Below are 22,653 nucleotides of genomic sequence, written 5' to 3'. Positions count from 1 at the left end.
AAGGAGAAGTAAATATGTCTGATTTAAGAAAAGAACAAAAAGAAATAACTCAAGATCTACAAGCTAATGACCAAGTTAAAGTGTTTAAGACACTTAAGCAATTACTTTCATACTTTTCTAGAAGTAAAAAAACACTATTTGTTGCTCTTTTATTTTCATTACTTAACTCTATTTTCTATATCATTGGTAGTTTCTTAATCGGAATTATTGTACAAATCTTCTTTGAACCTTATCTTAATTCACAAATAACTTACCCTGGTAAATTTAATTTGACTAACTTTATATTAATGCTTTCTGCACTTACACTTACATTTATCTTGTACGGCATTTGTAGATATGTAGAACAAAGGTTATATATCAAACTATCTTTTGAAGCTGGTGCAACACTTAGGAAAGAATTGCTTGAAAAGATATTAAAAATGCCTGTTAGTTTTTATGATAAAAACAAAACAGGAGACTTGATATCAACTTTAATTGTTGATGTTAACAATACAGCTAACTCATTATTCCAAATGATGACTCAAGTTGTAACAAGTATATTTAACATTTGTATAACAATTATTGTACTTATGTTAGTTTCATCACTCCTTACATTAATTGTTTTACCTATTACACTGATTTTATTTGGATTAGTTTTCTTACTAATTAAAAAATCACAACCTTACTTTGTTAAAGTTCAAAACTCATTCGGTAGACTTAATGCTTTTGTTGAAGAAATGTTAACAAATACAAAAGTAACTAACTCATTTGATAGACAAGCATATGTTTATAGTGAACTTGAAAAAATCACATATGATATTAGAAAAAGTGCTTACAAAGGTGATGTAATTGCTAAATCATTTGACATCTGATATACACTTATAGCAAACTTTGTTATCTTACTTATCTCAGGTCTTGCTGCAATCTTTTATTTCAAACAAATACCTGTTTGAAACTTAATCGGACTTGGAGTTGACCAAAACGGAAATGCAACACCTGCATTTATTATCTTATTTATTTCCCTTAACTGAAACTTTATGGGGCCATTCCAAAACATCTTATCAAGTGCATTTAATGCACAAATTGGAATTGCATCTTCATCAAGAATTTTCAAACTTCTAGAAATCTCTGAACCTGATACATCAAATCAAACAATTGTTATTAACTCAATTAAGGGACACGTTCAATTTGATAATGTATATTTCAAATACAATCCAGATAAGTTAGAATATCAACTTAAAGCTGCTTCATTCGATATTAAACCAGGTCATGTTGTTGCAATTGTTGGTCCAACTGGTGCTGGTAAAACTACAATTATTTCTCTTTTATCTAAATATTATGATTACACTAAAGGTTCAATTAAAATTGATGGAAATGAACTTAGAAACATCAAAACAGATAAATTAAGAGATCATATGACAATTGTGCTTCAAGATTCATTCTTATTTAATGAATCAATCAAAGATAATCTTAAAATGACAAATCAAAATGCAACTGATGAACAAATCATTAAAGCTGCTGAAATGACACATGCCCATCATTTTATTATGAATATGCCTCAAGGTTATGATACAATGATCGAAAACAATGGTGCTAACTTATCACAAGGTCAAAGACAACTTCTTTCATTGACTAGAGCAATTCTTTCTAATAAAAACTTACTTATTTTAGATGAAGCCACTTCAAACATTGATTCAGCAACAGAACAAATCGTTCAAAAAGCTATGTGAGAGTTAATGAAAAATAAAACAACATTTGTTATTGCCCACCGTTTAAGCACAATTAAAAATGCTGATGTTATTATAGTTGTTAATAATGGACTTATTATTGAAAAAGGAGCTCATAAAGAGTTATTAGACAAAAAAGGTTTCTACCATCAACTATATACATCGCAATTTGAATTCGAAAATTAAGATAAATTCCCTGAGTTTCCAAGTTGGAAGCTCTTTTTTATATCTTTTACCTTATTACTTATATACATAGTATATAAACTAGGACAAGAAAAGTAGATAGAAAATAAAAAAACTGTCTATTTTTCTTGTCCTAGTTTAAATCAAGTTATTAAATTGAGATACTTCTGAGGTGCGAATTACTCAGAATATGTTTAGTGGTTACGGTAGTTTTAGTCAATAAAATATAGAACATCGAAACTCCAAAATAATGAAGTAACACCGGTATCACATATGGAACTAGACTTTAAGCAAAAAAGTTTTGAATTAAATAAATATTGATTAATAAAATTTTTAATCCCTAATAGCTAGATAAAATTTGTTATAATATTAAAAGCATATATTTATTTAAAAAATGAGGTATATATGACACAAACATTGAAAAAAGATTTAATAAGATTAAAAAAATTATCAATTGCTAATCTAGTAATTTCAATACTTATAGGCTTCTTTTGTTTTATAGGATTTATGATAATGCTAGCAAATCAAATTATAGGATGAACAGCATTTGCATTAGTTTTTGGATTATTGGGCGCTTTTATTGGTATTCATATTTATTTAGTGTTTAAATCATTATGAATATTCGCTACTAATAAAGATAAACAATTATCTAAAATGTTTTTAAGCACTGTATTAGCAATGTGTTTCATTCCAGGTTTTGGCTGCATTTATAACATAGTTGCTTATAATCATCTTACTAATGAATATTTAAATAACACTTCTGAGTCTAAACTAGGACAAGAAAAGTAGACAGAAAATAAAAAACTGTCTGCTTTTTGTTTACAATAAGAGAAAGGATTTTACAAATGGCTAAACAATTGAAACATTATGAATGATTAAATCTATTCAAATGAATAGAAAATTGAGAATACACAAATGAATATGAATACAAATTTGCATCTTATATTTCAGAAAAATATAATAAGGATTACTTTAAAGAAAATGTTAGACGTAGAATTTGAAATAAATTTAAGGAATATCAAAAAGATGAAACTGTAATATTTTCAAAAACAGGAACGGCTCCTAAAAAAGGGAAGGGTTCTGGAAGGCCTGAAAAGAAACCTATTGAAACAGATGATTCAATGATTGAAGAAATGACTGATGAGCAAAAGAATGAATTCATAAAAATTATGATTGAAATTTTCAGAGATAATAAAATGGAAATTGATTGAAGCAAAATCAAGAAATCATCTTCTGTTACAAATAAACAATTTATATATTTTTAGGAATACCAAAATCTACTTTTTATAAGAAAATTTCGCAATTAGACAAAGAAGTCTCTCAAAATTCTGAAAATGAAGAATTACATTCAATTGTCAAAAAGGCCTTTTATGAAAATAAAGGTCGTTTTGGTCGCTGAAGATTGAGTGTTTATATACTAAAAGTATATAAAATGGACATAAATTACAGGACATTAGGAAGAATAATGAAGAAATTAAATCTAATTTGTGTAGTTAGGCCAAAACGTAAAGTCAGAGAAATCAAGAATACAAATGTTAAGATTAAAGATCTTGTAAATAGAGATTACAATGGAATTACAAATAATATTATTGCGACAGATGTTTCATATATAAAAGCACCAAACGATATAGATGAAAACCACGTTTATCTTTCAGTTGCAATACATCATAAAACAAAGAAAATTTTAAATTGAAACTTATCAAGAAGAAATGACACAGATTTAGTTATTTCACACATCAAGGATATCAAGTTTAAAAAACCTTGAATCCTTCATTCCGATCACGGATTTCAATATTCATCATCTAAATATCTCGATGTAGTTGTCAAAAACAATGGTAATGTATCTATGGGTAGGGTCGGAAATTCATTAGATAATAGGGAAGTTGAATATTTCTTTTCAAACATCAAATCTGAGTGTTTAAACTTTGTAAATTACAAAACAATTTGCTTTGATAAACTCAAAAACATTATCAAAGATTACATTGAATGATATAACAATGAAAGATTTCAATCTGTGTTAAATTGAAAAACACCTCAACAATGTTGAGATGTTTTGAGTTTTTTATAAATTGTCTATAAGACTTGTCCTAGTTTAATGTGTACAAATTGCTTAATTTATTTAATAAGCTACACTATTAATTCTTTTTGCTAACAAAATAATTGTATATAAAATAAATGTTTCTAATTTTAATACAAAAAATAAGGCAAATTTTACGCCTTATTTAAATTATCCAATTGCTACTTTTGATCCAGCTGTATAGATTAAAACGTATTTTTTGTCTGATTCAGAAATGTCTCATTTATCTAATACAAAAATTGGAAGAATATGACTTTGAGTACCATCTGATGTAGAAGCATTTCAAATGAGATTGTCATTTACATAAAGTTTAAGTTTTAAATCTCCATAATAACTTGCATTAATTGGAAAGTAACCATTAAAATTGTAAGCTTTTGCAGTTTTTGAAAAATCTCCTAAATTATTCGAAATAACAGTTGGCAATGTATTGCCAGAAATAATTGAATGTCATGAACGTGAATTATCTAAGTCGAATTCTATTCTAATTTTATCTCCACTTACAAAATCTACATGTTTTGCAGATGATGAATCAATAAGTTGTTCAAAGAATGCTCCACCGATGTTTGCAAAATCTCTTGTTGAAGAGTTTTTAGATGCAGTTGCATTTAAAACAAATGTAAATGAATCATCATCTGTGAATGTTTTTGTAAAAATTGATGAGTTTTTATCAATAATAAACTTGTCACTTGTTATATTTGTTTTAACAAACGCTTGAAGCAGTGCTACTCACAAAGCATTTTGATAATTAAATGCTGTACCATCAGAAATCTTGTAGTTTCAAACACTATTTGCATAACTGTTAATTATATTGTTTAATCGGCTTTTATTTACATTAGTTGTTCCATCTTCGAAAAATCTTTCCTTATATTTGATTTCATATTTTCTAGGGAATAGTCAGTAATCATCAAGTGAGTTAGGAACAATAGTTGAAGCAGCAGGTGTTAAATCAGGGACTACACCTGTTTTAACTCAATAGTTTGCTATTGGACTTTTATCTTCTTTAACAAATGTTTTTGCTAAATAAGGATAGTTTCCTTGATTATTTAATATTTGCAATCTAAGAAGTCTCTCTTCATTATCATCGTGATTATATTCAAATGCAACAACTTCATTATCATAGTCAATTGAACTTTTATCTAATCTAATGTAAGGTTCATTATTGCGTCCTCTTAAATGAGTTTTATATTGAAGTGTTATTAAACCTGAATCAAATAAAGGTTTTAAATCACGAATTGAAAGAGTTTGATATTTAGATGTGTTATCTCTAGATAACAATTTAAACGTTCCTTCAAAAAGTTTTCTAGGTCCAATAACATAATCTGCATATCCATCATCGGCATTATTTAGACAATTTAATACTAAATATGTTGCATATTCCTCGTTTGTTTTTAAGTAATTTAGTAAATTGCCTTTGTCAATTCTTTCATCGATATTAGCTTTAATTTGGTTAATTTCGTCTAATCTAGAAATAAAGAATTCAACCTTATCTGTGTCGTGTTCAAATTTGTACGATAAGTTTTCTTTATCAGCTAAAAAGTCTTTTAAGTAGTATTTAGAATTATCTGGATTGTTATAGATTTGAACTATTTGTTGAAATGCTTTATTAACTTTTTCTGTTGCAATTGTATTAGCAACGTTAAGGACATTTTCAACTTCATTTTTAAGAGTTTTTAATTCGTTTAATGATTTATTTTCATAATCATCCAAAGTAGATAAATCAAAGTTTGTAATTTGATCTGAACCAAATACTGTTTCATTTTGTTTTACTTTATTTACTGAATTTGAATTTTCTCTTATGTATTCAACGTAATCATCTTTACTTTCAGTAGGTTGTACAGCATTAACAATTATGTTTGCAACTTTATCAAATTTATTTCACTCACTACTTAATTCAAATAAGTATTTGGGATCTAATTGATTTGTAATTAACTCAATTAAATTATCTTTTGCATCTTGCACAGTAGCTTGAACATTAAAATTATCAATTTGATCACTTGTATTGTTTTGAACAATGTTAATTAAAACTGTATAACTTTGTGGAGCTACCACTACATTAACTTCGTTATTTTGAATTTCATCAATTATTATTGATTGAATAACCTCTTTATTTGAATTAATTAAGACATATGAATTAGGAACTAAATTACTGTCAATGGTAATTGAGTTTTTATCCATATTAATTTTTTGAGCAGTTGATAAAACTAAATTATTATCTAAATCTTTGAAATTAATTGTTATTGTCTTTCTATTTTCAACAATATCAAGATTTATTGATGTAGTTCAAGGTTCAATTCCTGAAGCTGATTTAATTTTTACATCTGTAGGTAATTGCTGAGTAATAAGCTCTTTAATTTTTGTTTCATCATCTTCATAATTAACATCAATGCTAAAGTTATTAATGTCTTGTCTATGTGATTCATTATTAGCTATTAGAACTTGCACACTATAGTTTTTAGGTCAAACTTTAACGTCAACAGTTTCATTTTCAATTCGATTTATTGTTATGCTATCTACAACTTGTTTATTTGAATTTGTTAATACATAACCCTCTGGAATTAATGAATCTGAAACTGTAATTGAAGTTTCATCCATATTAATTTTTTGAGTCATAGTCGCAATAATATCATTATTTAAATCCTTAAAATTAATTGTCATTGTTTTTCTATTTTCAACAATTTCAATTCGAATTTCTGAAGTTCAAGGACTTACACCTGAAATTGATGAAACTTTAACATCTTTTGATAATTTTTGTTTAATAAGTTCATTAATTCTTATTTCATCATCTTGATAATTAACTTGAATTTCGAAATCTTGAATATCTTGTCAGTTTTGATCGAATTCATTTCTTGCTATTGAAACTTGGACATCATAATTTTTAGGTCATATTTCAATAAATTCAGTTGATGTTGGAGCTTTATCTCTTATCAACTTCTCAACCGTTTCTCCGTATTTATTTAATAAAACGTAGTTTTCTGTATCAGGATTAGTGATTTCTCATTTACCTTTATTTTTACTTGCTATATTCTTAAAAATTTCAAGCTTTTTATCTCGGGTATAAGCGTTTACGAATGTCACTTCTGCAGTTTCTTCAGTTTTATTTGCGTATTTTAGACCAAAATATACAGCAGGTGCAGTTACTGCCCCAAGTACTCCTGCAGATGCTAAAAGTATAATAATCTTTTTATTTATTTTTGAAGTTTTAGTAGTCATAAATTTATCCTTTTTATTACTTTTAAATATACTAAATTACTACTCTTATATCACTAAAAAAATTAAATAAATTTTAGATTAAAATCAACAAAAAAGCAAGCTCAAATAGCTTGCAAATTTGATTATTTTCTAAGTTCATTTACTGAACCGATGTAAGCAAATTTTTCTGGATTTACATCAATAAATTCACCATTAATAATTCTAACAACTGAATCTACAGTTTGATCTAAAGGAACAAAAACCCCTTTTCTTAATGTGAAATGTTCAGTCATAAAGAAGTTTTGTGAGAAAAAGTTTTGTAACTGTAATGCTTTTTTAACGATTGTTTTCGATTCGTCATCTAGCTCGTCAAATCCTAAGATAAGCATAACGTCTTCAATTTCTTTATATCTTTGTAAGATGTATTTTGTGTCTAAAATAGCTTGATAGTGTTTTGAACCAATAATTTCAGGATTTACATTGTTTGATGAAGAAACTAACGGATCAAAAGCAGGGAAAATGTTTTTAGCACTAATTTCACGTGAAAGCACAAGTGATGAATTTAAGTGGTTAAATACAGCAACAGCTGATGGGTCAGATAAATCATCCATTGGTAAGAAAACTGTTTGGAATGATGTTATTGAACCATTTTCATTTGTGTAAAGTCTTTCTTCGGCTTGTGAAATTTCAGTGTTTAAAGTTGCTTGATATCCACCAATAGATGGTTTTTTATCAAGTGATGCAGCAACTTCATTTCCAGCTTGTAAGAAACGGAAAATGTTGTCAATGAATAATAAAACGTTTTCTTTATTGTTATCTCTTAAGTATTCAGCAGCGGTAATTCCGACTGGTACAATACTCATTCTTGAACCTGGGTTTTCGTTCATTCTTGAAATGTACATTGTTGAATTTTGCATTAAGTTAGATTCAGTTAAATCATTGTATAACTCAATAGCTTCTCTTGAACGTTCTCCTGAACCAATGAAGATAGCTGATGTGTTAGTTTTTTGTTTTGATAGGTTGAAAATAATTTCCTTCATTAAAACAGTTTTACCAACTCCAGCTCCACCAAAGATACCGATTTTATCTCCATCTAAAATAGGAACAAAAAAGTCAATAGCTTTAATACCTGTTGTTAAAAGCTGTGCTCTTTTTTCGTAGTTTGTGTTTGTTACAATTGTCGAATCCATTTCAACTGTTTTAGTAACTTTTGTTTTAGGCGAGCTTAAGTTATTTCCAATCACATCGTAAATGTGTCCTTTTGCTTCATTTCCAACAGGAACCATAAATGAATGGTTTAATTTTTCAATTTTATCATTGATTGATAAGTTATCTTTTAAGTCTACAATAACTGCTAATAAAGTATTTTCATTAAGAATTTTTTTAACTAATAAATATGAACCATTATCACTTTTAAGAAGTGAATTAATAGCTGGTAACTTTTCATTTTTGAATTGAATTTCGATTACGTCACTTCATAATTTTGTTATTTTAGCACTCATTATTTACTTCCTTTTAATTCGTTTTTAATTTTGCTGTGAATTTGGTCCATTAGTTTTTCGTCTGAAGTTAGAAACTGTTTAGCAGTTGGTAATTGTCATTGTAAATTGAATTTATTTGAATATTTGTTAAGTAAGAATGCAAAGTAGTTTTTAACTAATTCAGGATCTTTAGTTGTATTGTTAATTAAATCTTCAACAATTTTGTTGCAAGTTGGATTAGATTTTTCGTATTCAATAATGAATTTGATTGCTTGATTAATTTGTGAATCAGATAAGTTATTTAATAAGTTTCATTGAATGATACGTGAAATTAAGTAAATGTCTTTTTCATCGTATGATGAAACACCTTTTTGATTAAACATTTTTTCAATTTGTGCCCCTCCTAACATAAGTGAATTAACGTCATCATTAAGGTCATATTTAACAGCAAGTAGTTTAGCTTGTTTTTTAAATGATTTATATAACTTACCAACAATTTTTGCACTTTGATTCATTAATTTATTTTGAACTCCACCACCAATACGTGAAACCGATAAGTTAACATCGATAGCCGGATATTTGTTAAGCGCAAATAATTCTGAGTTTGTAACAATTTGACCATCTGTAATTGAAATAACGTTTGATGCAATTAAAGATGTAATGTCGTTATCAACTGTTTGAATAATTGGAAGAGCAGTAATTGATTTTCTATTGTGGAATTTACCACTTCTTTCAAGTAATCTAGCGTGTGCATAGAACATATCACCAGGGAATGCTTCTTTACCAACTGGTTTGTTGATTAATAAAGCAATTTCTCTGAAAATGTTTGCGTGTTTTGTTAAGTCATCAAACACAATTAAAACATCGTCTTCACAAGAAACATTTTCAGCGTGAGCCATAGCAATATATGGGGTTAAATATTGTTCATATGGTTTATCACTGTTTGCAGTTAAGATGATTGTGTATTCATCAGCACCATATTCTTTAAGTAAATTGTAAACATTTGCAATTTCGCTTTGTTTTTGTCCAATTGCAACATAAATACATTTAACATTTTTACCTTTTTGGTTAATGATTGTATTTAAAGCAATAAATGTTTTACCAGTTTTTCTATCACCAATAATAAGTTCTCTTTGCCCTTTTCCAACAGGAATAAGCAAGTCAATTACTGAGTAACCAGTTTTTAATTGTTCATCAAGAGGCATATAAGACATTAAGTTGTTATTAACGTTAAAGATTTCTGAAGCTTGCTCATAGTATTGGAATTTTTCTTTAGTAACTTCAGGGAATAAAATGTCACCGTTAATATCAATGATTTTTCCGAAGTAGTTTTTTGCAGTTTTAACTTTTGTATCAACTTTAGCTCTAATTACTTCTGCACTAATTTTGTATTCTTCAGGATTTTGTTTAATTAAACAAAAAGCACGATTTTCTGTTGCTGAAATTACCATCAATAAAGCATCTTTGTTATCTTTTAAATGGTAAATTTCATTTTGTTTGTAATTTGTTTGGCCACTTATTTCAATGACATAGTCATAAATGGCTGATATGTATAATTTATTTTCCATATTCTTCCTTTACTTTAAATTAGCTTTCTTTTTGTTTAAAGTGCTAATGATTATTGTTCCAATTAATAAAAGTGTAATAAGTGTACCGATTGTAATTAAAACAATGTTTGTGTTTTTTGTTGATTGTAAATTTTCTTTGAGAATCAATTCATTGTAAGCTTTTTGGTATTGCGCTCTGACATTTTCACTTTCATTAGTGATATTTTTGTTTTGTGTTACTATACCCAAATTAATGAATTGTTTTTGAACTTGTTCTAACTTTACATTGAAAGTTTGAAATTGTTGATTTTTAAATGTGCTTACTTGTTCAATTCTGTCTAAGTCTAAAATTAAATCTCTTAAAGTTGATAAAGCTTCATTAACATTGCTGAATGAGAAACCAAATGAATTTAAGTTAGTTTCAATAACTGATTTAATTTCAGGTACTGAAATTTGTTTTGAAAACTCGCTATATAAGTCTTTATATGCACTAGTTAATAAATTAAAGTAAGTTCTTCCTTTAATTGTTTGTGCGTGAATAGAGTTAGTGAATGCATCTTTTGAGTCTTCTGATAAAGATAGGTTGATTAAATCACCTTTATCATTTTTAAAAGTTGCGTCCTTGTAGTATTTGACTGCATCATTTATGATGTTTGAGAATTGTTGATTGTTAATAATTTTTACTGCAACAAAGATTTGATCGAAGACAATTTCTTGAAGTCTTCTATTACCTAGTTTTTCGAAAACTAAATCCTTAGTAATTCCAAGTGCATCATAGTAACCTAACATTGACGATTCAATTGCATTATTTACAACTTGCATTGATTGTGCATGTTGCGAATCAGGATATCTAGTAACTTCACGTTCATATGAGGTTTGCTTTTCATCTGATGTGTTTGTTAAAGTAATTGTTGCAATTAATTTACCTTCTTCTTCTCTTAAACCTGTAACATTGTATTTAAGTAGTTTTAATAATGGATTAAAGAAGAAAACTGCCTCATTATTGAACTTAGCATTTTCTGAATTAACTAAACTAATTAATTCTGTATTTGAACTGTTAATATAGTCACCTGTAAGTATTGGAGAAAGTCTAGGAACGTTTTCTTCAGCAACTGAAACTAAAATTGGGTCTTCTTCGATTTTGTCTTCAGGTAAGATTGGAAGAGTAGGTTCTTCAACAACTTCATTGAATTCTTGGTTTTTCTCGATGTCAAATTTCATTGTTCTTTTATTAAGAACTGATAAGAAATAAGAATCCCAAGAATCAAAACCTTTAGGTATATTTAAATCTAATTTTGCATCATCATCTAAAACTTTGAAAACTTCTTCATCTTTTGCAAATTTAGGAAAGTCTTCTTTTTCCAAAAGAATGTCTCTTCAAGATGAAGATAATGATTCAATATAGCTATTTGTCTGATTTAAAATTGCACTTTGAGTAAGTTGATTATTAATTACTTTTGCATCCTCAGGAATAGCAACTTTTCCTTCTGTGTCTATAGCACTTACTTTTTGGTAGTTATCAGGTGCAACTTCACCGATCATAACTGGTCCAAAATCATTTTTAAAGTAAGTAATGTCTCCTAATTTGTAAGTTTCATTTGTAAGTAAATTAGGAAAAATGATGTTAAATCCATTTTCAATTGGATTTGAAACTATTTGATCTTTTTTAGATTTTAAAAAAGCTGCAAACTTTTTATAGTAAGTAATTCTTTTTAAATGTTCAATATTTGGTTCTGCTAAATTTTGCTTTTCATAGTCTGCTACTTCTAATTCAAGCTTCTTAATATACTCTTCAAGAACTAACGGTAATTTTTCATTGAAAATGTTTTTCTGCATTTCCTTTGTTTCAGGGAAATTAGCAACAGGTTCTTTTTCTGTTTCAGTAGCATTATTTGTTGTTTCGTTTTCAGTTGTGGTTGCTGAAATAACCGAAAGCGGTAATACTAATGAAGAAGAAATGGCACCTAATTTAAGTAATCTTCTTATTTTCATAAATCCTCATTTTCAAATAATGAAAAGTAAATTTGAGCTTTAAGCTTGAATGCTTTCCTTTTTAGCTTTTCCAATTTGTTGATTAAATCAATGTCGTTAGAAGCATATAAAGCAAATTTTGTTTTTAGTAGTTCTCTTTTAAGTTCTTTGTATTCTTTATTTAATGAGTGTAATTGGGTTTTATTTTTGCCATCTTGTACAAAAGTATCAAATGAATTATTGTAGAAAAGGACAATTTGATTTTCATTACTTTGAACAAATAATGAATCAAATATTAAAAAGTATTCTTTTGAATTTGATTTAAGTGAACATAAAACTTTTTTGTGACTTGAAATTGCGTTTTTCTCAACTTTTTGTCAACTATCTTTTAACTGATGATTGATTTTTAATTCAGAAATCTTAAGATGTCTTTTAACATTTTTTGCTGATACTAAAGTTAAATCAATCATTAGTTCCCCTTTCTCATTTCGTGTAATAAGTCTTTTTTCTTGCTAAGCATTGAGATTTGTTCAATTTCTTTTTCTCTTTTAACTTTTAAGAATTGTCTTTTTTGAAACTTGATTTTTTCTTCTAAATCATTAAGAGTACTATTTTGAGCAACTAACTTATATTTTTCATAAATTAAAGCTGACTCAGTTAAAAGTGAAGAAATAGCAAAGTTTAAGTAAGACTCAGTCTCTGAATCGATAAACTCATTTAAATCTTGTGAAATTTTATGAGTGTTGATATTTGAGTTAAATAATTGACTATGTTGATGGTGTTTAAGCTTAAAGTTATTCATATTTACAGGAAGAAGCTGAATATGTTTTTCTTTAATCTTTGTTGAGTTAATTACAAAGTTTAAGTTTGCATAATCATTAATTTTGAAGTTGTTAATAATAATTTTTGGAAGTAGTTCATTTAAGTAATCAACTTCATTTTTCTGAAAGCTAAATAAGATATTAAATTCGTTGTCACTAGCAAACTTGATTGCTCTTTGACCGATAGCAATAATGCTATCATTAGATTTGTTTATTGCTCGGAGTAAGTACTTTTCGTGTCTTTGATATGAGTTAGTACTATATTTTTCTTCTTCTGTAATGTAAATTCAAAGTGTTTTTAATCTGCCCAAAGTAAGCAAATCACTTTTTTTGTTAAGAGCAAAATCGTTGATTGAATATTTATCAATAATTTGCTCTATTATGAATTTTGAATAGTTAGCTCTATCTAAACAGTAACCAATTTGTTTAGATAGTCTAAGCAAGTTAATTAAAGTAATATTTTTCTTTGATTCAACGATTTTATAAATCTTTTTAAGAGAATTACATTTTGATTCAATGGTTTTACTGTTCATTAATAATCCCAGAATCTATGAATAATTTATAAACATTGTTTTCTTTTAATAAAAGGACACTTGGTATAAATTCGATAATGTAATTCTCTTCAATTAATTTGTTTAAATATTCATTAAAGTCTGAATTCAATTGTGAAACAGAACTTCTAAGTGATGTATCAGATACAGAAACATTTTGTTTTTGTTCAGCTTTAGGAATTTGGTCATATAAACTAAATTTTGAATCAATAGTTCAAGTGATAATAAATTTATCTAATAAAAGATTATTTTTTCTGTTAATTCATTTCTGGATACTATCTGTTAAAGGTTTTAAGTCTTTTTCAGTTAAGTTATATTCAATTAAAAATGAATTTCAGAAACTTTCATTTGAAACATAAGTTGGTTTGCTTTTAAATCTTTTAAAGTCAGCAAATAATTTTGATTGATAAACTTTTGCTTTTTCTAAGTATGCTAAAAGCTCTTTATTTTTCATTTTATTTTTTATAAACATAAATTATTTACCTCTCTTTGTAAAATATTTTCTTTTTTCATAAAACAAAGCAAATATCTTGATAAAACCAATATATGCTGTAGATGAAAGTGCGAATAGAATGTAAAGCATAATTGTGATTAGTGCAAAAATTGTTACTATGTCTCAGTTCTTTGTAAGCACTAATAATGCTCAGTTATCATTGCTTAATGTAGCGTGTAAGAAAATGCTAAATACTAATGAAATTGTTAGAAAAACTAACATAGCTAAAAGCATTGCATTTTCTAAATTATTTAATTTGTTAGCTTTATTGTATTTAACTAATCCAAAGTTAATTACAAATAAAACAAAGAATAATAAGTTGATAATCAATCTGTGGAAGTAGTTTAATTGAGTACTTCCAATTAATAAAACAAATAATAAAATTAATTCTAAGGTTACAAATGCTGTTTTGTTTGTTAATAATTGATTTTTGAATTTTGTAAATCTACTTGCAATCACAAGTCCATTTAGTATTACAACTAATGTAATAAATACAACAAATAAAGCAACTTTTGTGTTTGTATCTTCACTAATATCAATTGGTTTGTAAGCGTATTTTGTAAGTGTGTAAATTGCAAAAAAGATTACAGGTAAGATAAATGCAAAAATTAATTTTGTAAGTGATGAAAATAAACTGTTTCTGTAAACGACACTTGATAAGTTTGAAATATTTGAATAAACTTTTAAACTTACAAGTAAGATAAGTGCAAAAACTAATCCAAAAATAGATAAGTTTTTGTAAACTGCATTTTCACTGAAAATTCTAGTTAGTTTATTAATGTAAACATTGTTTACAAAAATACCAACAATTCTTTGTGTTTCAACGCTTCCATCTTTAGACTTTGAAACTTGAACATTATTAACCATTAAAATTAGCATTGATAATCCAATTCCAACTAAAACGTATTTGATTATAGTGTAACTTGAATCTAAAACTAGTTTTTTGATGTTAATTGAGAAATTTCTTGATTTTTGAACTTGTGTGTATACGTCAAAAGTTAAATCAATAACTAAAAGTGGTATAAGTAAAAATGAGTTATAAATCAATCATTTTGCAGAAGTATCTTTTGTAGTAGTTATAAAAGTAAAAGTATAAAATCCAAATGCAATAAGTGCATAAGTAATGTATGCAACATATCAGTAGATGTAACTTGAAAACTTCAAGTTATTTTTGTTTATGACAAAATAACTCTTAGTCATAGCGATAATTATCAGCAATGATAATAAAGTTAAGTTGAACAAAACAAAGAAGTTGATACTTGAGTTTACTTTTAAACTTCTATCAAACAGAATTGAATAATCAATTTCTGTTTGATCACCTTTGTTAATAAGGTGATTGAAAACAATTCCGATTGAGCTTATTAACAAGAATGAAAGTACAAGTGAAATTAATTTAAGAATATTTTCTTTACTTCAGTTTAACTGTAATAAATTGGTTTTACTATTAACTGAATGAGATTTCTGCATCTTCACCTCCATTTGGATCAAAGTTAGCTGGTTTGACTACTGCTGTTTTACCAAATTGAGTAAATGCTTGTGAGCGATTTAATCTGTCAGCCATTGTTTGGTTATCTACGTAAATTTTTCTAAATACATTTTTACCTGATTCAATTAATCCATATAATTCTGGACCTCAGTTATTGTCTAAATCGCGTGCATTACCTTGAATGTATAATGTGTTAACTTCTACAGGACTAACAAAGTGTAATTTAGGTCTTTCAGGTCCTTTGATAAGCATTGCAGATCATTGTTGAGCTGCTAATGTATCAGCATTAACTGTGAATGTATTTGTGTTATTGTAAAGAGTTAAGTTTTTAAATACTCTATCGTGGAAACGCATTCCTTCAAGACTTCTGATGTTTTTATTTAATGAGAAGTCAAGTCAAGTAGGTCAAGAACCATCTCCGAATTCTCCTTGGAAAATTCTTTCATTGTATCTATGTTTGAATGCAATATCAAGACCTTCGTTGATTTCTTCTAAAGTATCATCTTTATCAAATTTAAGTCTGTTAAATACAATTGAACCTGGCATATTTGTATTGTCTTGCATAGCTGCAAATGTATAGTCAAATGTAATATTTTTTACACCACGTAATGCAATAGGGTCAATTCCTCAGTCTTTACTTAATAAGTCATTTGAACTGTAAAGGTCTAATTCTTGGATTTGCTTATCTTTAAGTGCAATAAGTGAAGTTGTATCTTTACCTTCGAAGAATAAAGTTAATTTTTGAATTGATTCAGGAAGTTGTCTTAAAATGTGTCTAAATTCTTGACGTTTATCTTTAAGACCCATATTTTTAATTACAAGTACATCAATTTGTTTGTTAGCTTGTTTAACTTTATCTAAAAAATTTAAGAATGAATTGTAACCTTTAGTGTTAGCTGCATCAAGAATTGCCATAACTTTGTTTGTTTTGACTTTTTCTTTTGCAATAGCACTTTCTGGTTTGTATTCATAAATTTCAATCCCTTTATCGTCACCTGCTCCATATCTTGAATATTCAGAAGTTTTATTTTGTTTAGAGAACCCTTCATATTCAAAATTTCTAATTTGTTTTGAATTTCTATGATATTGTGATTCATAAGCAAAATATGAATTTTTATGTTTTGCTATATATGCATTACGCACAACATTATCTTCTAAGTTAACATGTGCAAAACTACCAAATCCTGTATCACCTCAATGGAAACTTGGAACCATACCTTTGTTAAGGTAATTTTCAAGTTCTCTATTTATAGTTTCAAGTGTTATCTTAAATGCGTATGCTTGTTGAGGATCTTTAAGCAATTTAAAAATATATGAGAAATCTGCATCATCTGAATAATTATTTTGAGGATTATTATTAGCAATCTTAATGAAATTCTTGTTTAAAAGCTCTTTATCAGCTTCTGTTAAATCATTTGGATTTTTATCAAATATGCCTTTAATAACAGAAAGATTTTCTCTGATTTCTCTCTTCATTTCCTCTTTGACTTTTGTAATTTTGTCAATAGGTTTAGGTTTAATTGTTGCAAAATCTAAATCTTTTGCAGCTTCTGGGTTAGCGTAACCTTCGATTGCTTTTGAAGGTTCTGTAGATGGATCTGGTTCAGGCTCGGGTACTGGTTCTGGCTCTGGTTCTGGCTCTGGTTCTGGCTCTGGTTCTGGAGGAGTCAGTATAATTGGTTGTTCAATAATAGGTTCTGTAGGTTGCTCAGGTTCTGGTTCTGGAATTTTAGGTTGTTCTGTATAAACACTATCATCTGCTTTATCCGGATCTTCTGGTTCAGGTTCTTTTGGTTGTTCTGGTGTTGGAACAGGATCTGGTTCAGATTCTGGATCAGGTGCAGGAGAAGGATCAGTAGGTTCAAGTTCTACAGGATCTGAATTTACTGGTTCAAGGTCAGGAACTGGTTCTACCAGATCTGGTTCTGGATTATCAGGTTCCTCTGGTTGTTCCGGTTCAGGGTCAGGTACTGGTTCTACTGGATCTGGTTCTGGATTAACAGGATCCTCTGGTTCTTCTGGTTCAGGGTCAAGTACTGGTTCTACTTGTTTTGGATTTTCAACAGCTGGTTTTTCTGGTTCGATTTTGACTTTAATTTTTAAGTTATTATCTTTGTTTGAAGAATTTCTGTCACTATATAAAACATCATTTTCATTGATGACTGTAGTGATTCCACGTGACTGTGTAATAACTCCTAAGTCTTTTGTTTTTGGTTTAGCATTATCACTAATTGTTTTAGCTGCAACAACACCTACAACAGCTAGTGCAGAAACGGCACCAATATTGATTATTATTTTTTTTCTTTTAGCTTTAATCATAATTAATAACTTTCTTTAATTATTTGTTGAATCTGTATTCTTGAGGAATTAAATTTGCTCCTTGCTTGAATAAGTAAGTTTGAATGTTTGGATATAACTCATTTAATGCTTCACGGTATGATGATCTTTGATTTTCTCCTCCACCGTAAATTAAGTCATATTGTTCTAATTTGTATTTACCATAGAAATCATTGTAAGATTCACCTTCAGACCTGAATGCTTGAGTTAAAGCAGTTAATGACACACCTGTTGAGTCGGCTGTTGCATAGTTAATTCCAACAATTTCATTATCAATTGTTCTAACTGATGAACCTGACGCACCAGATAAAGGTTGTCAAGCACCTAATGAGTAACCCAATCCATAGTTTAAGTATCTATCCCCTGTGTAAGGTGAATCAGAATCTCTAATTACACCAAATTTGTAACCTTCGTTTTTGCTTGAATTAATTAATGGAGAAACGATTGTAATATCAAATACACCGGGCATATCGATGAAATTTCTTACACTTAGTGATTTGTTTCATCCACTTCCGTATTCTTTTGTGAATACTTTTTTATCAACTTGTTGACCTTCTGCAACATAAACAGGTTTATTAGTTCAAATACTTTGACTAAATCCTGAATCAATAATTGCAACTTCAGATTTTTCTAACACCTTACGGTTAAATAAGTGGTCAGTTTTAGCATTTGGGAAGGCTACTGAAATTAAGTTGATTTTTGATTTTGGGATATTTGCAGTTTTATCGTTTGTTAATCTAACATTAGGTATCATTTTTTGCTCATCTTGTTGATATGTGGCCTTTAAACTCTTTGTAGCAAACTTGAATTTTTCGTTTTCATTTCAGTCTGCAAAATTACTTGTAGCTAATTTAGCTAATTCAGCAGCTGAACTAACTGATTTTAGTTCACCAAATGTGTTTTGTGGGTCTCCAATAATTGAGTTGTATTCATATGTATTATCTGAATTGCTAAAATCAAATTCAAGAACAGCAAAGTCTGCTGCTTCTTCTAATTGTGATAATGGTGAATTTGGATCTACATAATCTCTTGGACTAGTTTTTAAGAAATCAAGACCAGCGTAAACTAGTTTAACTTGTGATGGTTTGAAACTAAATACATCAACTGTTTGTTGAAGTTCATTAACTTTTAATCATTGATCAATTGGAGTTTCATCGTTAAAGTGGAATAATTGGATACCTACAGTTTCACCCATTACACCTTCTTTAAGTCAGTCTTTAGCTTCATTATATTTTGTTAATCATTTTGGATTTCATTGTTCAACTTGAATCCTTTGAACTTCTGCATATAAAGGTGGTAACTCATTTTCTTTAACTGCTAGAGCTTGTTTTTCGTATCTATCAGCTTCTGCTTGATTACCTGCAGATAAAGCTTCATATTTTTTATCTTCATATGACTTGATTTCATCATCTTTAGCTTTAATTTTTGCACTAACTTCTTCTATTAATTTGTTGTATTCTGCATCAGCATCTTTAACTACTTTTGTGTATTTATTATAGTTATCTGCTTCTGCTTGTAAATCATTAATGTGTTTGAATCTTGATTGATTTGAAGCATTTGCAGTTGATGCAGCAAATGCTTGAATAACGTGAATATTTGTTGCGATATATCATTTTGTTGGATATCCATTTTCATCAAGTTTGTAATCTAAAATTCATGCAGAACCATTATACGTTCTGTGTTGATCTATTAATGAGTTAGTGTTTGAAAGTTTAATAGCATAAGATTGAAGAGCGGTTTTCTTGTACATTTCATTAGCTAAATATCTAGGCAACCCTCTATTTAAAGGAACTGAATCTCAGTAAGCTGCTTTTGTGTCATCTCTTAATGGGTTTAATGATAAAGTTCCATCAGAGTTTACGACAGAGAAGTTTCTAACAACAGCACTTTCGAATGTAGGTTGACCTGCTTCTTGAGCTTTTTTGTCATATGCCTTAATTTGCTCTGGTGTTAATTTTAAGTTATTGGCTAATTTTGATGAATAATCACCACGGTAATCTTTAAGAGTTTTTACATATCTTTGTAAATCAAGAACATTTTTCTTTGACTCTGAAAGTCTTTTATATGCTGCAGGATCTGTTTTGTAAAGTTCAGGCATACCTGGAATATTTAAACCAACACCTTGATTTGTAGGTTTTTTAGGAATTTCAGGTTCCACAATAACTTTAGAACCTTCATTACCACCATTATCTTTAGGGTTTTGAGGATCGTCATTTTTAGGATTTGCTGGCTTTTCAGGTTGTGGTGTTGTTTGTCCACAAGAAATACCTAAAGATGAAATTGAAACGATTGATCCAAATGTTGCAAGTAACATTAATTTAAATTTATTTTTTCTCATAATTTACTCCATATTTATTCGCATCATTAAAATTGAAAAAATTAAATTAAAAAATAATATATATATATATATATATATTGATGCTAACATTAAATTATAACACCTTACAAATTAATTTGTGAATAAGTTAATTGTATTTTATGTAAATATTCAGGTAATTATAACTTATAACTTAATGATAACACATATGAAATTTATTTATGAATTTAAAGCGTATTTTTTAGACTAATTTTGACTTGTTTTATTAAAAATAAAAATTTATTAAATAACTTATAAAATAATATAATTTTTAACTAAAAAATAATTTAAAATTAAGAATATGGCTAGACAATATTACAACAAGAGAGATTATGAAATTGATTGAGAAAATACTGTGATTGTTTTAAAAGATCATATGATTGAACAACTTAAATCTGATAATAAGTTTTTAAAATACAAAAAAATAGGAGGAAGCACCGTTTCTGAGATTTTAATTAAGGATACATTCAAAAATGAATTTAATGCATTTTGTCATATTGCACACTTAAAATTACCTGTGTTATCACAAAAATACATTAATGCAGGTACTATTTTAGAACCTAAAATATTTGATTTCTTAAGAAAGATACACCCTAATGTAGTGATTGAAAACTTTGTTGCTGCTGATTATGAATATAACTATTTTAAAGACAAAGATGATGTTATTATGGGAGTTCCTGATGGGTACATCCCTTCGACAAATATGATTCTTGAAATCAAAACAGCACAAGATAAGAAATATGAACTTTGAGGCGACAAAGATGTTGACCCTTCGTATAGAAAACAAGCACAACTTTATTCATATTTAAAAGGAGCTAATCATTACTCAATTATCGCTTTATTCTTAAGAGATGATCTAGGAGATTATTTAAACCCTGAAAATGTGGATATTAACCAAAGAAGAATGAAATCTTACACATTCCCTGTTAATAGAGCGGATGTTGAAGATGATATTAAGAAAGTCAAACAATGATATTATCATTACACAAATACAAATAAATCTCCTAAATTTGACCCTTTAATTAACAAAGATCAACTTGAATACTTACAATGTGAATCATTTGAAGAATGAGAGAAACTTTTAAACAAATGAAAACAAGAAGGTAAAGCTGATTTCAATGTAAAAGCTTAGCAAAATTTATTAATCAGCAATGGTTAATATTTTTTTGTTCCTTTATACTAGATGTTTTAGTATTTTTAACTAAAAAAACAAAAAACTTACACAATTTAAAATATAACCTGAGCTTCCAACTTGGAAACTCAGGGAATAAACTTTAATGTGCTTTTTGTAATAAAAAAGTAGCATAAGCTACTTAATTTTGACTTTTAAACTTACTACACAGCTTTTTTCATTTGCTCTACTTTAGGTAAGATAGCATAATATGAATATTTATGTGCTGGTTCATCTAATATATTAACTGTTGAATCATCCTTTGTACCCTCTAATTCAATTAAGTACTCTTCATAAATGTTACCTGTGATAATTAATTTATCAATGATTAACATTAATTTACTAATTGCATATCTAGTAGGTGCATAAGCTGTATCATGGTTGAAGAATTCATAAACTTTCTTACCATCTGATTTAACAATTAATCTAAAGAAAGTATCTAGAACCTTTTGTCTAAGTTTAATCATTTTTTGATGTGTTTGGAAATCACTTATAGAAAATTGAATATTATTAGGTAATTCTGGTGTATCAGTTTTGTAGTTTTTAATTGGAAATGTTCTTTTTTTATCAACTACTGGTCCTAATGTATGAACTTCATATGTGTTTTCTTCAAATTGTTTAGTTGAATCAACTATTGTGTAAGCAACTTCTTGACTTTCAGGAAGTGTGAATCATTTACCGAATCTTGTAGCTGCATCTGTATACATAGCTGGTTTAGGACCCTTTTCAACTTCTTGACCAGCTAATGCATTTTTAGCATCATTGTAGGCGACTTTAAGTGCGTTAACATCAAAGTTTAATGCAGTTCCATTATTTGAAAAATCCAAGTAATTTATAACTTTATTAACATTATTGTAAGCAGTATTAAATCCATCTTTTCTAGTTTGTTGGTCATCATTTGTATATTTGTAGCTAGTTTTAACATCTGAATAATCTGCAATAACTTCTTTTAAACTTGGAACTAATTGATTTAAGTAATTAGCATTTGTTTGAATGTTTTTAAGTTGTTCTTGGTTTTCTGATGCTTGGATTAATTCTTTAATCTTAGCTCTTTGTTCCTCTGTTAAGTTTGAATATGATGATTCGACTTGAGAAATTACAATTGCTTTGCTTTGCTCGAATGTAATTTCAGGATTTGGATTTGTTTTATCATCTTTCAAGTTTAGTTGTGGATTGTTTGTATTATTGCAAGAAAGAGCAATGATTGGTAATGACATTGAAACTAATGAAAAACTACCAAATAAAATTCTTTTATTAATTTTTTTCATATAGCCTCCTTTCTAT

At 27.9% G+C, this 22,653-nt stretch carries 16 protein-coding genes; 5 read left to right on the top strand and 11 right to left on the bottom strand.

Annotated features, from left to right (window positions below; genetic code table 4):
- Positions 1 to 14: 14 nt before the first annotated feature.
- From U5U50_RS01315 to U5U50_RS01300, 4 genes are all read left to right on the top strand, one after another.
- Positions 15 to 1,892 (top strand): ABC transporter ATP-binding protein, encoded by a 1,878-nt coding sequence (locus U5U50_RS01315; protein WP_324673194.1) that lies wholly within the window; start codon positions 15 to 17, stop codon positions 1,890 to 1,892.
- Positions 1,893 to 2,294: 402 nt separating this feature from the next.
- Entirely contained in the window at positions 2,295 to 2,678 is a 384-nt protein-coding gene (locus tag U5U50_RS01310; RefSeq protein WP_324673192.1) for a hypothetical protein, read from the top strand.
- A 56-nt stretch (positions 2,679 to 2,734) separates the two neighbouring features.
- Complete coding sequence (locus U5U50_RS01305) at positions 2,735 to 3,154, top strand: hypothetical protein (RefSeq protein ID WP_324673189.1); 420 nt, start codon at positions 2,735 to 2,737, stop codon at positions 3,152 to 3,154.
- A gap of 200 nt (positions 3,155 to 3,354) precedes the next feature.
- Positions 3,355 to 3,957 (top strand): DDE-type integrase/transposase/recombinase, encoded by a 603-nt coding sequence (locus U5U50_RS01300; protein ID WP_324672456.1) that lies wholly within the window; start codon positions 3,355 to 3,357, stop codon positions 3,955 to 3,957.
- 159 nt (positions 3,958 to 4,116) lie between these two features.
- Here the strand turns inward: U5U50_RS01300 and U5U50_RS01295 are convergent, their stop codons facing one another.
- From U5U50_RS01295 to mip, 10 genes are all read right to left on the bottom strand, one after another.
- Entirely contained in the window at positions 4,117 to 7,176 is a 3,060-nt protein-coding gene (locus U5U50_RS01295) for a hypothetical protein (protein ID WP_324673187.1), read from the bottom strand.
- A 122-nt stretch (positions 7,177 to 7,298) separates the two neighbouring features.
- Positions 7,299 to 8,657, bottom strand: a complete 1,359-nt coding sequence (locus U5U50_RS01290; protein ID WP_324673185.1) for an MSC_0618 family F1-like ATPase beta subunit — start codon at positions 8,655 to 8,657, stop codon at positions 7,299 to 7,301.
- Positions 8,657 to 10,204: an MSC_0619 family F1-like ATPase alpha subunit gene (locus U5U50_RS01285; protein WP_324673182.1), complete on the bottom strand. Its 1,548-nt coding sequence runs from the start codon at positions 10,202 to 10,204 to the stop codon at positions 8,657 to 8,659. The genes U5U50_RS01290 and U5U50_RS01285 overlap by 1 nt, the downstream gene beginning before the upstream one ends.
- A 9-nt stretch (positions 10,205 to 10,213) precedes the next feature.
- Positions 10,214 to 12,175: an MSC_0620 family F1-like ATPase-associated subunit gene (locus U5U50_RS01280; protein WP_324673180.1), complete on the bottom strand. Its 1,962-nt coding sequence runs from the start codon at positions 12,173 to 12,175 to the stop codon at positions 10,214 to 10,216.
- Positions 12,166 to 12,624, bottom strand: a complete 459-nt coding sequence (locus tag U5U50_RS01275) for an MSC_0621 family F1-like ATPase epsilon subunit (protein WP_324673178.1) — start codon at positions 12,622 to 12,624, stop codon at positions 12,166 to 12,168. Before U5U50_RS01275 ends, U5U50_RS01280 begins: the two co-directional genes overlap by 10 nt.
- On the bottom strand, positions 12,624 to 13,508 hold the full coding sequence (locus tag U5U50_RS01270; protein ID WP_324673176.1) for an MSC_0622 family F1-like ATPase gamma subunit: 885 nt from the start codon (positions 13,506 to 13,508) through the stop codon (positions 12,624 to 12,626). Before U5U50_RS01270 ends, U5U50_RS01275 begins: the two co-directional genes overlap by 1 nt.
- Positions 13,498 to 13,998, bottom strand: a complete 501-nt coding sequence (locus U5U50_RS01265) for an MSC_0623 family F1-like ATPase-associated protein (RefSeq protein WP_324673174.1) — start codon at positions 13,996 to 13,998, stop codon at positions 13,498 to 13,500. Before U5U50_RS01265 ends, U5U50_RS01270 begins: the two co-directional genes overlap by 11 nt.
- A 3-nt stretch (positions 13,999 to 14,001) precedes the next feature.
- Entirely contained in the window at positions 14,002 to 15,486 is a 1,485-nt protein-coding gene (locus tag U5U50_RS01260; protein WP_324673171.1) for an MSC_0624 family F1-like ATPase-associated membrane protein, read from the bottom strand.
- The gene (locus U5U50_RS01255) at positions 15,464 to 17,824 is read right to left on the bottom strand and encodes a putative immunoglobulin-blocking virulence protein (protein ID WP_324673168.1); all 2,361 of its coding nucleotides are present in this window, start codon (positions 17,822 to 17,824) and stop codon (positions 15,464 to 15,466) included. Before U5U50_RS01255 ends, U5U50_RS01260 begins: the two co-directional genes overlap by 23 nt.
- A gap of 19 nt (positions 17,825 to 17,843) precedes the next feature.
- Positions 17,844 to 20,180, bottom strand: a complete 2,337-nt coding sequence (mip, locus tag U5U50_RS01250; protein WP_324673166.1) for an Ig-specific serine endopeptidase MIP — start codon at positions 20,178 to 20,180, stop codon at positions 17,844 to 17,846.
- Positions 20,181 to 20,499: 319 nt separating this feature from the next.
- Here mip and U5U50_RS01245 point away from each other — a divergent pair, with 319 nt between their 5' ends.
- Entirely contained in the window at positions 20,500 to 21,330 is an 831-nt protein-coding gene (locus U5U50_RS01245) for an MAGa7180 family putative nuclease (RefSeq protein ID WP_324673163.1), read from the top strand.
- Between the two features lie 203 nt (positions 21,331 to 21,533).
- Here the strand turns inward: U5U50_RS01245 and U5U50_RS01240 are convergent, their stop codons facing one another.
- Entirely contained in the window at positions 21,534 to 22,637 is a 1,104-nt protein-coding gene (locus U5U50_RS01240) for a variable surface lipoprotein (RefSeq protein WP_324673160.1), read from the bottom strand.
- Between the last annotated feature and the right edge of the window lie 16 nt (positions 22,638 to 22,653).

The organism is Mycoplasma sp. 888 (assembly GCF_035609225.1).
Lineage (GTDB): Bacteria > Bacillota_I > Bacilli_A > Mycoplasmatales > Metamycoplasmataceae > Mycoplasmopsis.
The sequence above is the reverse complement of the archived record's forward strand: the minus strand, read 5'-3'. Positions and strand labels throughout refer to the sequence as shown.